This window comes from Saccharopolyspora sp. MMCC62, from assembly GCF_057736575.1.
In genome coordinates, this window is the sequence record NZ_JBYKCM010000019.1 from 11,597 (window position 1) to 24,261 (window position 12,665).

Below are 12,665 nucleotides of genomic sequence, written 5' to 3' on the forward strand. Positions count from 1 at the left end.
GGGGCGGCCACGATGTCCGAGGACCACGTGTGGACGTTCAACGGCTTCGACCCCGCCGACGAAGGCCGGCGGGAGGCGCTGTGCGTCCTCGGCAACGGCTACTTCGCCACCCGCGGGGCGGTTCCGGAAGCGGTGCAGGACGGGGTGCACTACCCGGGGACGTACGTGGCCGGGTGCTACGACCGCCGGACGGCGCTGGTCGAGGGGCAGGAGATCACCACCGAGTCGCTGGTGAACCTGCCGAACTGGTTGCCGCTCACGTTCCGCTTCGACGACGACGAGTGGTTCGACCCGACCCGGTGCGCACTCCTGGAGCACCGGCTCGATCTGGACCTGGAAAGCGGGGTGCTGCGCAGGTGGTGCCGGTTCCGCGACCGGGCCGGGCGCACCACCACCCTGGTCCAGCGCCGGATAGTCCACATGGGACTCCCTCACCTGGCGGCGTTGGAGACCGCGGTGGTGCCCGAGGACCACACCAGCACCATCACCTTCCACAGTGGACTCGACGGCCGAGTGCGCAACGCCGGAGTCGCCCGGTACGCCGAGCTGGAAGGCGCCCACCTGAGCGATTTCGAAGCGCAGGAGCACTCGCCCGAGACGCTGCTCCTGCGCGCCCGCACCACCCGGTCGCGCATCGAGATCGCCGAAGCGGTGCGCACCCGTGTCCGGGTCGATCACCACCGGCTGTCACCCCCGCGGACGACCGTGGCCGCTCAGGACCGCATCGCCCACGAGTTCTCCGCGGTGGCGCGGCCCGGCGAGCGGGTCGTGGTCGAGAAGGTGCTGGCCCTGCACACCTCCCGCGACAGCGCGATCTCGGAACCGGCCGCGGAAGCCGCGGAACTGGCCGTCGACGCGGACGGGTTCGAGTCGCTGCTGACGAGCCACCGTGCGGCCTGGCGCATCGAGTGGCGCACCTTCGGCTGCGGGGTGCGCGGCTCCGACGAGGTCCGGCGCACCATTCGCCTGCACCTGTTCCACCTGATCCAGACGGTCTCGCCGAACAGCGCCGACCTGGACGTGGGCATCCCCGCGCGCGGCCTGCACGGCGAAGCCTACCGGGGCCACGTGTTCTGGGACGAGCTGTTCGTGCTCCCGGCGCTCACGTTGCGCGCCGCCGGCCGGACCCGCGCGCTGCTGCTGTACCGCTACCGGCGGCTGCACCAAGCCCGCCGCGCGGCGCGCCTCGCCGGTCGGAGCGGCGCGATGTTCCCGTGGCAGAGCGGCAGCAACGGCCGGGAAGAGAGCCAACGGCTGCACCTCAACCCCCGGTCCCGGCGGTGGCTCACCGACAACACCCACTTGCAGCGGCACATCGGCATCGCGATCGCGTACAACACCTGGCACTACTACCAGTCGACCGCGGACACGGCGTTCCTCCACGACTTCGGCGCGGAGCTGATCCTGGACATCACGCGGTTCCTGGCAGGTCTCGCCCGCTACGACCGGGGTCGCGACCGCTACGTCGTCGAAGGAGTCGTCGGCCCGGACGAATACCACACCGCATACCCGGGAGCCACCGAACCCGGGATCGACAACAACGCCTACACCAACGTGATGCTGGCGTGGTTGTGCAGGACCTCGGTGGAGGTGCTGGCCGCCCTCGCCCCGGAACGACGCCGGGAACTGGCGTCGGAGCTGGAGCTGCACGACAGCGAGATCGACCGCTGGAAGCGGTTGTCGCGCAAGCTGTTCGTGCCCTTCCACGACGGCATCCCGAGCCAGTTCGAAGGTTACTCCGAGTTGGCCGAACTCGACTGGCACGGCTACCGGGAGCGCTACGGCGACATCCAGCGGATGGACCGCATCCTGGAGGCCGAAGGGGACGACCCGAACCGCTACCAGGTCTCCAAGCAGGCCGACGTGCTCATGCTGTTCTACCTGCTCTCCGCGGAGGAGCTGCGCGACGTCCTCGGCGGGCTGGGCTACCCGTTCCCCGCCCACCGGATACCGGAGACGATCGAGCACTACCTCCGGCGCACCAGCCACGGCTCCACGCTCAGCTCCGTGGTGCACGCCTGGGTCCTGGCCAGGTCCGACCGGCAACGGGCGTGGGAGCACTTCCACCGCGCGGTGGAAGCCGACGTGCACGACACCCAGGGCGGCACCACCCGTGAAGGCGTCCACCTCGCCGCCATGGCCGGGACCATCGACCTGCTGCAACGCTGCTTCGCCGGGGTGGAGGCCAGGCAGGGGGCGTTGCACCTCAACCCTTGCTGGCCGCCGGAACTGGGCGAGCTGCGGCTGGAGCTCAGCTACCAGGGGCACCCGGTCTCCCTCCGGATCACGGGCCGGACCGCGGTCGTGCGCGTCGGCCGGGGCGGCCCGGGCGGAACACCGTTCACCTGCGCCTGCGGAGGGCGCGCGGTCGTGCTGGCTCCCGGTGACGTCGCCACGTTCTCGTGGCGGCGCGGGGAACCCGCCCGCGCCCGGGTGCGCCGCGGTGGCGGGCGACCAGGCGCGGCGCCGGTCCGCCGGAACCGCTCCGCCGGCTGAGCCGTCCGGACCGCATCGCGTGCCGGGCACCTCGGCCTTACCTTCGCTGCGGGGCCCGATGCCGGGAGGTGCTCGATCGTGGCCGAGAAGCGGAGAGCAAGAATCGTCGTCGGCGTCGACGGATCCCCGACCGCGCTGGGTGCCGTGGAGTGGGCAGCGCGGGAAGCCGCTCTGCGGGGGAGCTCGGTGCTGCTGCTGGCCGTGGTGCCCGGCGACACCGACCAGGATCCCGACGAAGGGGTGCGGGGCCGCGCGCACGAGGTGCTGGGCACCGCCGAGCGGGTGCTCCACGACTTCGCCCCGCACGTCGAGGTGCGCAGCGAGCTCCGGCGCGGCGGTGTCGCCGAGCAGCTCGTCGCGGAGTCCGCGGCGGCGCACCTGCTGGTGGTCGGAGCCCGCGGGCTCGACGAATCGGGGGCTCGGCTCGAACTCGGCTCGACGGCGGAGACCGCGATCGCACTCGCGGCCTGCCCGGTGGCCGTCGTCCGCGAGCCGCGGGGACCCGAGCGCGGCGGCGGGATAGTCGTCGGCGTGGACGCAGCCGGAGTCGCCGATCCCGCCCTCGACTGGGCCTTGCACGAGGCAGGGCTGCGCGGGGTCCCGCTGCTCGCGGTGCACACCTGGCGCGAGGTCGCCGCCGAGGACTGGAACGAGATGTCCCCGGACACCCCCGCCACCGAGCGGGATCGGGACGCCCACCGCCTGCTCGCGGAACGGCTCGCGGGAAGCGCCGAGCGGTTCCCCGAGGTGGAAGTGCACCGCTCGGTCGAACACGACCGCCCGGTCCGGGCGTTGCTCGCCCACGCGGCTCGCGCGGAGCTGCTCGTCATCGGCAGCCGCGGCCGAACCGGGATGACCGGGATGCTGCTGGGCTCGACGAGCCGGGCGCTGGCCCACTGCGCACCGTGCCCCCTGCTGGTCGTGCGGCCGCACGCGTGAGCTCCGGCCGGGAGCGGGACCCGACACCCCGATCTCGGCGGAGATGCGGGCGGTACCGGGATCGCGCACGGTCGGACGTGACCGGCCGACGGGATTTCCGCTCGACGGCGGTGCGCTCGGCTCGTCCCGCGTGGCGGGACGCCGACCCGGAACGGGGGATGAGATGAACGGACACGCCCAGGCGCCGGTGGTGGTGGGCATCGACGGCTCGGGAACCGCGCGCGGTGCCGTGCGCTGGGCGGCCCGGGAGGCCGCCCGGCGGGGCACCACCTTGCGGATCGTCTACGCCGACGTGTTCGCGCTGCCGGTGCTCCCGGAGATCCCCGGGGTCGCGTGGCCTCGCGAGCACCGCGCACCGGTGCGCGTCGAGGTGGAGAAGTGGCTGGCGGAGGCCGCCGAGTCCGCCCGCTCGGAAAACCCCGGTGTGCACGTCGGAACCGAGTCGTGCCCCGGCACCCCGCCGTCGGTGATGATCGACGAATCACGCAGCGCGGAGCTCGTGGTGGTCGGTGACCGAGGCCTGGGAGGTTTCACCGGCCTCCTCGCCGGATCGGTGGCGGTGACCGTCGCCGCGCACAGCCGCAGCACGACGGCGGTGGTGCGCGGCAGGACCGACCGAGGACAGGGGCTGGTCGACGGGCCCGTCGTCGTGGGTCTGGACGGTTCGCGGCAGGCGGAGCTCGTCTTGGCGCACGCGTTCGCGGCGGCCTCGGCCTGGGACGCCCCGCTGCACGCCGTGCACGCCTGGGACGTGGTCGGCGTCGAAACCAGGTGGCTGCGGCTGGGTCCGGACGAGGAGGAGGTGCGCCACCGCGAGCAGCTGCTGATGGCGGAGCTGCTCGCCGGCTGGTGCGAGCGGTACCCGGACGTCGTGGTGGACCGCTCCGTCGAACGGGGATCGGCCGCGGGCGCGCTGCTCGCCCGCACCGACGGGGCCCGGCTCGTCGTCGTGGGCGCCCGGGGACGCGGTGGGTTCAACGGGCTGCTGCTCGGGTCCACCAGCCAAGCGATGATCCACCACGCCTCCTGCCCGGTCCTGGTGGTGCGCGGTCAGAAGCCCACCTGACCGGTTCCGCCCCAGCCGGTCCCGGCGGGGAGGTTGGGGCGGAACGTTCCCGGGGAACTCCGCTCGGGGCGTACGCGCTCGGCGGGGCGCCGCGGGTCTTCCCCGCGGTCACCGGCCTGCGAGGCGAACTCGTCGCGATCCAGTCCGGGGAACGGCACGCACCGGAGCTCTCGCCGACGCCACAGCCGGACGAGTGCGGGACGGCGGGTTCGCGTCCGGGGAAGCCGCGCCGACCACCGGATCGGTTCGGTGGTCGGCGGGTGAGGCCGCAAGGGTGCTGCCCGGTCTCGCCGGCGTGCGCGGAGGGCACCGCGCGAGGTGCCGTCCGCGCGCGGACGCAACGGCGCCGCACGCACGACACCCGAGGTGGGAGAAGAACGATGGGCGGTGACGACACCGAGGCGCTGCGGCTGGCGGCCGCGTTCTCCGCCCGCGCACCCTCGCTGTACAACGCGCGGCCTTGGCGCTGGGAGTTCCGAGGTGGTGCGCTGCGACTTCTCGCCACCGGTCCGCGGTTCCCGGCGACCGATCCGGCCGGGCGCGAGCTGATCATCAGCTGCGGTGCGGCGCTGCACCACGCCGTCCTGGCGCTGGCCGCCTTGGGCAGGCGGGTCCGCGTCCGGCGGATCCCGGACGAGACCGCGCTCGCCGTCGTCGAGCCCGGTGCGCGGGGCGATCCCGCACCGGAGGCGGTTTCGCTGCTGCGCGCGGCCTGCGTCCGGCGGACGGACCGCCGCCAGTACGCCGCGGAACCGGTGCCCGCTCGTCTCCTCGATCTGCTCACCCGGGTGGACGCGCGAGCGGGGGTGTCCGTGGTGGTCCTCGAAGGCGAGGACCGGTACGCCCTGACCCGCTCGTTCGCCAAAGCGGCCTTCCTGCACGGCTACTCCGAGAGCTACCGCGAAGAACTCGCCGCGTGGACGGGGCTGAACTCGGCGGACGGTACGACCGGTATCGCCCGGTCCACCACCCCCGCGCCGGGAATGCGGTACGGCGATCTGGTGCTGCGGGACTTCGGACGGGCCGCGGTGACGCGCGAGGAGGTCGGCACGGCGCGCAACGCCGGGAGCATCCTGCTGGTGAGCACGGCGACCGACGACGACCGGGCACACCTGATCGCGGGTGAGAGGACGAGCGCGGTGCTGTGCACGGCCGTTCGCGAGGGCTTGGCCACCAGTCCGCTGAGCGAGGGCTTCGAGATCGGAAGCACCCGCTCGACCATCCGGGACGAGGTCGCGGCCGGGCTGGAGCACCCGCAGCTGGCCGTGCGCGTGGGCCGGCCGCCGGACCTGCGACCGCCGCCGCCTGCGAAGGGCCGAACGGTGCGCGAACTCCTGGACGACGTCACCGGCGAGCGAGGCTGACCCTCCGGACCCGAGGCTCCGATCGAGCCCGGGATCGGGACCGCATCGCAGACCGGGTGGTCGCCGGCCAGAGGTCCACCGATCCACCTCCGGGCTCCGGCAGGAGCGGCGTCCCGACCGGAAGCACCACCGGGCCCGGTTTCCAGCAGCACCGGCTCCGGCACCGCCGCTGCGAGCCCGGGGAGCGCCGTGCCGTCACGGGGGCGGTGCGGAAGTTCCCTCCTGCACCACGTCCTCGACCGGACGGCGCGGCGCAGGCGGGCCCGGCGTGCCGAACCCGATGCGCACGACCGCGTGCGGGTTCCACCCGCCGCCGAGCAGACCGGCCAGTTCCTGCCTGGTCTCGGGTACCTCGACCACCTGGGACATCAGCGAAGCGACCAGCCCGCCCGCGGTCGCCGTGAGCAGCATCCGCTGCAACGCCTCACCCGCGCGCACCTCCGAATCCGGGCTCGAATCCTGCGAGGACACCACGGCCAGCAGCGGCTGCGCCTCGAAGGCGAGGCCGGGCTCCCGCGCTGGGGCGCGGCCCGCGGCGAAGTCCCGCACCACCCACTGGTCCCGCGGCTCGGGCGCGGGTCCGGCGGCGGCGGCCGGAACGCCCTCGACCTCGCCTGCGTCCCGCCCCGTCCAGCGGGCCAGCTCTTCCCGGAACCGGCCGTCGGCCGTCTGAACGCGGTGCGCACGGTGGACGAGCCCCTCCAGCTGTCCGAGCTCACCTCGTCCCACCACGTGCAACCAGCAGCCCTCCCGCTGCACGGCCTGGATCATCTCGTGCCGCAGCTCGGCGGGCACCGGTCGTTCGCGGAACGGGGCGCGGGCGGTGTGCCTGCGCTCGATCATCCCGTACAGCAGTTCGGACTCGGCGTTCGGTGAGCTGCGCCGCCCCGCGCGGACCTCGGCCAGCAGCGTCGTCCGATCGTCCCCGTCGGGCGGGATCACGACCAACGGGTGCACCTGCTCGTGTTCCAGGGCCAGGCGCAAGTTCATCAGCGCCGCTCCGCAACTCAGCCGCAGCTCCCGGTCGTCCGGGTCGGTCGCCGGAAGCCTCCTGGTGGTGTCCGCGTGCACCTCGATCAGGTGCGGCCACAGCCGGAACGACCAGGGCTGGCTGTTGTGCAACGACGGGGCCGCTCCCGCGGCGCGCAGCACCGCCTCCACCCGCTCCGCGCGCAGACCGAACGCGGCTGAACGCACTTGCATCCGCTCTCCTCCCCCCTCAGCGCGGAACCCGGTCCGAGGTTCTCCCCCGGCTCGCCCCGGATTCACGGGCCGAAGGTCCCGAACCCGCGGATTCCGCTCTCCACTGAGGACTTTCGATCCCTGCGCCGGGTTCGCCGGCGCGCGACCCTGAGCACGGTGTGCGCGACACGTCCCTGCCGGGGCCGCCACCGACCGGTCCGCCTGGACGCGAGGAATGGAGGAACCCGCCGTGTCCCAACCCGAGAACGCGATCGTGGCAGGCGTCGACGGTTCCGGTCGCGCCACCGAGGCGGCGCTGTGGGCCGCCGAAGAGGCTCGGCGCCGCCGAGCACCGCTGCACGTGCTGCTGGTCGACGACGACCCGGCGAGAGCCGACTTCGCCGCGAAGTCCGTGCACGAGGCCGCGGACGCATGCCGCGAGATCGCCCCCGAGGTGCAGATCAGCGCAGAGGTGCGCGCCGGGCATCCGATCGAGGGGCTGCTGCGCGCCGAAGAGGTCGCCCACCTGCTCGTGCTGGGCTCCCGCGGGCTCGGCGGATTCGCCGACGCCCTGCTGGGTTCCGTCAGCTCCGAGGTGGCCACCCGCGCGATCGGCCCCGTCGTGGTGGTGCGTGGGGACATCGAGCACACCGCGGGCCCGGTCGTCGTGGGTCTGGACGAGTCACCGGGAGTGGACGCCGCACTGCACTTCGCCTTCGAGGCCGCGGCGGCGCGCGGTTGCGAGCTGCTGGCCGTGCAGGCGTGGAACGAGGCGGGATTGCTCGCACCGCCCCTGCTCCCGGCGGAACGCGACGAGACGCAGCTGCGGATCGAGCAGCACGCGCAACGGCAGCTCGCGGAGTGGACCGCTCGGTACCCCGGTCTTCCCGCGCGCGCGGTCGCCGTGCTCGCGCACCCCGTCCCCGCTCTCGTCGACGCCTCGGCGGCCGCGCCGCTGCTGGTGGTCGGGCACCGCGGCAGCGGCGGCTTCAGCGGGCTCTTCCTGGGGTCGGTCGCCTCAGGAGTGCTGCACCACGCGCGATGCCCGGTGGCCGTCGTCCGGTGATCCCGGCCGAGGACTTCGATCCCCTTCGCGCCCCCGCGGAACCACCGAACCGCTCCTCCGGGACTTGCGGACCTCCCCCGAGCGGCCGCTCCGAACGGGAGGCACGGCGCCGGGGACGAGGTGTCCGCTTCCGCGCGGAGAGCCGCACGCGAGCACCGCGGTGGTCGGCGACGTGGTCGACGACGCTCCCTCCCCGGCCGCCGCACCCAGCGGAGAGGACGTTCGCCCCTCCACGCTCGCCCGGGCGTCCGGGCAGCCTGGTCCTCGGCTGCGTGGTTCACCGACCTCCGCGAGAAGGCCGGGACGTGCCGTTCGCACGCGGCGACGAGCAGCACTCGATGACGGAGGAGACCCATGGCGCACCTCATCCCGACTCGCGGGGAGAACGTCGAGGCAGACTGCGGATCGGGCATCCGCACCATTCGCATCCGGCAGCGGGAATCCGGCTCCAGTCAGGAGATACCGGTGGCCCGCCGGGAACGGTGAGCGGTGATCGCGATGGGTGCCCGGAACCTGGTTATCGCCGCCGTGGACGGTTCGGAACGAGCGGGGCAGGCGGCCTCCTGGGCAGCTGAAGAAGCGGCACTGCACGGGTCCGTGCTCCAGCTCGTCGGAGTCGCCGAGTCCGGGGGCGACGACGCGCACGAACACGCGGTGCTCGAACACGTCGCCCACCGGTGCCGCCGGCTGCATCCGGGAGCACTCCCGGATGTCCTGGTCGTGCACGGCAATCCGATCACCGAGCTCATCCGCCTCTCGGCCGAGGCCGAGCTGGTCGTGCTGGGCGCTCACGGACGGACGGCGAGCCGATGGGCGAGCGTGGGATCGGTCGCCACGCGCGTCGCCACCCACGCCGCCTGCCCGGCCGTCGTGGTGCGCGAACCGCGTCTGGCCGGGGATGTCGTGGTAGGGGTCGACGGCTCGGAGCGAGGTCGGCGAGCGCTGGAGTTCGCCTTCACCGAGGCGCGGGCCCGCGGCAGCGGACTCGTCGCGGTGCGCGCCCGCGACCTCGCGAACGTGGAGCGGTTCCCCGTCGTGCCACCGCTGGACTTCGAGGTCCAGGCGGAGCTGGACCGCGCTCGACGAGAACTCGACGAGGCTCTCGTGGAAGAGGAAGGTCGGCACCCGGGCGTCGCGGTGCGCAAGGAGGTCCGCTGCGGACACCCGATCGCAGTGCTGCTCCACCTTGCCGCGCGAGCGCGGCTGCTGGTGGTCGGCCACCGCGGTGCCGGGGGCTTCGCCGACCTATTGCTCGGCTCGACCGCGGCGGGCGTGCTGCGCGACGCTCCCTGCCCGGTGGCGGTCGTGCGCAGCGCGGCACCGCAGCGGCGTGGCGCCGACCGGTGAACGAGCCCGGCGGGTCTACCGGAGATCGCGGCCGACCTGGAGGCGTGGCCGGTGGCGGCCACCACCGGGACTATCTCGTTCCGGGCGGATCTCCACCACGATCACGTGGAACGGGCTTGCCTGCACGCGCCGCCCATCGCAACGCGCGCCCTGGAACGGGGGCGCCGTCGAGGCCCACCGCGAGCTCCGCACCCGTCCGCCACCCCCGCGCTCATCCCGGCTCGGCGAGGGCGCGTCGCGCGGCGGCGATCGCCTCCTTCGGAGAACCCGAGGTGTCGACGGGCACGGCTTCGGGCCACGCCGAGAAGTCATCCGCCATCCGCGCGGCGATGTCCGGGGTCGCGTCCGAGAGGCTCCCCACCCGGTCCGCGATCCGACCGGCGGTCACGTACCCGGGGGCGGTGCAGCACAACTCCACCGGCGTGGAGCAGGTCGACTCGGCGACGCGCCGGGCTCGCTCGCGTTCGTCGTGCTTGCTCCAGCTGGCGTCGAGCACGACGCTCTCGCCGTGCTCCAGCAGCGCCCGCGCCCTCGCCAGCAGCTCCGAGTAGGTCTCGTGCACGCGCTCCGCCGCGTACAGCCCGTGCCCGTACCCGGCGCACGCGGGTCCATCGCGCTCCGTGGTGAGCTCGCGGCGTATCCGGTCGGTGCTGAGCAGGACCGCCCCCAACCGGTCCGCGAGCGAACCCGACACCGTCGACTTGCCGGTCCCCGGCAGACCGCCGACCAGCACCAGGCGCACTCGCCCGGCACGCAGGTGCGCGCGGGTCATGTCCGCCAGCGCACGAGCCTCGTCGGCCGCTCCCGCCGCTCCCTGCGCGTCCCGCAGGCAGGCGACCTTCGAACGGACGAAAGCCCGGTACGCGAGGTAGTGCTCGGCCAACGAGTCGGCCGCCTCCGCTCCGGAGAACTCCCGGTACCAGCGCAGAAAACGCGCCCCGAGGTCCGCCGCGCCGAGGCGTTCGAGATCCATCGCCAGGAACGCCGCGTCGTCGAGCCCGTCGACGTGCCGCAGCTCGTCGTCGAACTCCAGGCAGTCCAGCAGCCGCGGCCCGTCGTCCAGGCAGAAGATGTCGTCGGCCACCAGATCGCCGTGCCCGTCCACCACGCATCCGCGGCGGGCGCGCTCCGCCAGCAGCGGACCCCGGCCGTCGACGTACTCCAGCGCCAACCGGGAGATCTCCTCGAACACCTCGGGAGACAGGACATCCCCGACGAACGGCGCCACCCCCGCGATGTTGTCGCTCCACCGCCCGCGCAGCGCGCAGGCGGTTCCCGCCGCCGCCACGTCCGCCCCCGTCCGCGCCGTGCTGTGGAACGACGCCAGCACCCGGGCGATCCGTTCGAGCTCAGCGGCCGGAGCGTCGCGCTGTCGGACCACAGTGGACAACCTGCGCTCCACGGGCATCCGCCGCATCACCACGATCCAGTCGCAGGTGCGGCCGCTCCCGTCCAGGACCTGAGCCACGTCGAGGTAGACGTCCGGCGCCAACCTGCGGTTCAGCTCCACCTCGCGGCGGCAGGCCCGTTCCCTGGCACCGATCGTGCTGAAGTCCAGGAAACCGAAGTCGACCGGCTTCTTGATCTTGTACGCCCGGTCCCCGGTGAACAGCAGCACAGCGGTGTGGCTCTCGGCGACCGCGGCGGGCGCGCGGATTCCGTCCGGGCTCTCGTCCGCGTCCATCACCAGTCCTCCTCGCAGCTTCCGCAACGCGGCTGCCGGGCACTTCCCGGCTGCGCCCGCCCGCACGTGCAGGATCTCGGCTCTGCTGGGCGGTGCGGCAGGGCCGGAGGGCCTCACGGGCTCAACACGTCGCGCACGACCACGACCGGGCAAGGGGCGCGGTGGACGCAGCGCCGCGCGACGGATCCCAGCAGCGCTTCGGCGAATCCACCGCGACCGCGGTGGCCGACCACGAGCAGCTCGGCGTCGACCGCCGCGGCGAGCAGCGCCGGAGCTGCGTGGTCTTCGACGACGAGCCGGTGCACCGGGCTGTCGCCGGCCACCGAGCCGCGCGCCTCGTTCACCGCCCGGTGCAACACGGCGGCCGCGTGCTCGGCCGCTCCCTCACCGGGCACGGGCATCCCGATGTCTATCAGCGGGGGTATCCCGGACGCGATCAGTGCCGTGATCTCGCCTCCGGCGCGGTCCGCGTAGCGCAGCGCCCACCGGAGCGCGGCCCGCGAACCGGGCGAACCGTCGACCCCGACCAGAATCCGGTCGACCTCGGACATCGTTCCCTTCCCAGCCCCTCGACTCCCAGCCCTCGACCGGTGAGCACCCGACAGCGGTCCGACCGGGCACCTCACCGCGCGATCACCACCGGGCACGGCGAGTGCTGCACCAGCTGCTGGCTGGTGGATCCCAGCAGCAGCCCGGTGAAACCACCTCTTCCCCGGGCTCCGACCACGACGAGCTGCGCCTGCTCCGCGTGCGCGAGCAGGGCCCGCGCGGGTTTGTTCATCGGTGCGAAGGGTTGCACCACCACATCGGGATGTTCCGCGGACCAGCCCGCGAGCACTTCGGTCAAGAGGCGTTCCTCATCGGACTGGGCCACGGCCCACCCGTCATCGGTCCGGTGCCGAACGCGCGCCTCGTCCCACGTCAGGGAGTGCCAGGCGTGGACCGCGCGCAGGGGCACCTCCCGTGCGGCCGCGAGCGCGAAGGCGTAGCCGAGAGCGGCGGCGTCGTGGCGGGATCCGGCGACCCCGACGACGACCGGGTCGGTCGCGTCCGGCTCGTGTTCGCCGCGCACCACCGCGACCGGGCATCGGGCGTGCGTGGCCACCGCGATCGCCACGGAACCGATCAGCAAGCCGGTGAAACCGCCGAGCCCCCGACTGCCGAGCACCACGAGCTCTGCTCGCAAGGACTGCTCGACGAGGCCGCTCGCCGGAGCCTCCACGCGGAACTCGGTCTCCACGACGACGTCCGGTGCGACTGCGCGCACCTGCTCCTCCGCCAGCCGCAGGGATTGCTCGGCTTCCTCCCGGACGCTGTCCAGGAACATCTGCCGCGGTGGCACGACCGGCACGTCCGGAACGACGACGAGCGACTTCACGTCGCAGTGCAGCAGGTGCAGTCGCGCCGACCTCCGACGCGCCTCCCCAGCCGCCCAGCAAGCGGCGCGCAGGGCCGAAGACGACCCGTCGATCCCGACCAGCACGGTCCGCTCCGCCACGTCGCACCTCCACCACGTCGGTC

Annotated in this window: 10 protein-coding genes; 6 read left to right on the top strand and 4 right to left on the bottom strand. The window is 73.5% G+C overall.

Annotated features, from left to right (window positions below; all coding sequences use genetic code 11):
* The first annotated feature begins 12 nt into the window (after positions 1-12).
* The 4 genes from AC29IT_RS28425 to AC29IT_RS28440 all read left to right on the top strand — a co-directional run bounded on the left by AC29IT_RS28425 (position 13) and on the right by AC29IT_RS28440 (position 5,865).
* Positions 13-2,496, top strand: coding sequence for a glycoside hydrolase family 65 protein (locus AC29IT_RS28425; RefSeq protein ID WP_488220735.1), 2,484 nt, complete (start codon positions 13-15; stop codon positions 2,494-2,496).
* A gap of 78 nt (positions 2,497-2,574) precedes the next feature.
* Positions 2,575-3,435, top strand: a complete 861-nt coding sequence (locus AC29IT_RS28430; RefSeq protein WP_488220736.1) for a universal stress protein — start codon at positions 2,575-2,577, stop codon at positions 3,433-3,435.
* A gap of 163 nt (positions 3,436-3,598) precedes the next feature.
* Positions 3,599-4,501, top strand: a complete 903-nt coding sequence (locus AC29IT_RS28435) for a universal stress protein (protein ID WP_488220737.1) — start codon at positions 3,599-3,601, stop codon at positions 4,499-4,501.
* A gap of 380 nt (positions 4,502-4,881) precedes the next feature.
* Entirely contained in the window at positions 4,882-5,865 is a 984-nt protein-coding gene (locus AC29IT_RS28440) for an Acg family FMN-binding oxidoreductase (protein ID WP_488220738.1), read from the top strand.
* 195 nt (positions 5,866-6,060) lie between these two features.
* Here the strand turns inward: AC29IT_RS28440 and AC29IT_RS28445 are convergent, their stop codons facing one another.
* Positions 6,061-7,068: an Acg family FMN-binding oxidoreductase gene (locus AC29IT_RS28445; protein ID WP_488220739.1), complete on the bottom strand. Its 1,008-nt coding sequence runs from the start codon at positions 7,066-7,068 to the stop codon at positions 6,061-6,063.
* 229 nt (positions 7,069-7,297) lie between these two features.
* On the opposite strand from AC29IT_RS28445, the gene AC29IT_RS28450 reads away from it, so the two are divergent.
* The gene (locus AC29IT_RS28450) at positions 7,298-8,113 is read left to right on the top strand and encodes a universal stress protein (RefSeq protein WP_488220740.1); all 816 of its coding nucleotides are present in this window, start codon (positions 7,298-7,300) and stop codon (positions 8,111-8,113) included.
* Positions 8,114-8,611: 498 nt separating this feature from the next.
* Positions 8,612-9,460: a universal stress protein gene (locus tag AC29IT_RS28455; protein ID WP_488220741.1), complete on the top strand. Its 849-nt coding sequence runs from the start codon at positions 8,612-8,614 to the stop codon at positions 9,458-9,460.
* Between the two features lie 211 nt (positions 9,461-9,671).
* Here the strand turns inward: AC29IT_RS28455 and AC29IT_RS28460 are convergent, their stop codons facing one another.
* The 3 genes from AC29IT_RS28460 to AC29IT_RS28470 form a co-directional block, all read right to left on the bottom strand.
* Complete coding sequence (locus AC29IT_RS28460) at positions 9,672-11,144, bottom strand: bifunctional aminoglycoside phosphotransferase/ATP-binding protein (RefSeq protein WP_488220742.1); 1,473 nt, start codon at positions 11,142-11,144, stop codon at positions 9,672-9,674.
* Positions 11,145-11,257: 113 nt separating this feature from the next.
* The gene (locus tag AC29IT_RS28465) at positions 11,258-11,695 is read right to left on the bottom strand and encodes a universal stress protein (RefSeq protein WP_488220743.1); all 438 of its coding nucleotides are present in this window, start codon (positions 11,693-11,695) and stop codon (positions 11,258-11,260) included.
* 71 nt (positions 11,696-11,766) lie between these two features.
* Complete coding sequence (locus AC29IT_RS28470) at positions 11,767-12,642, bottom strand: universal stress protein (RefSeq protein ID WP_488220744.1); 876 nt, start codon at positions 12,640-12,642, stop codon at positions 11,767-11,769.
* Positions 12,643-12,665 lie beyond the last annotated feature (23 nt).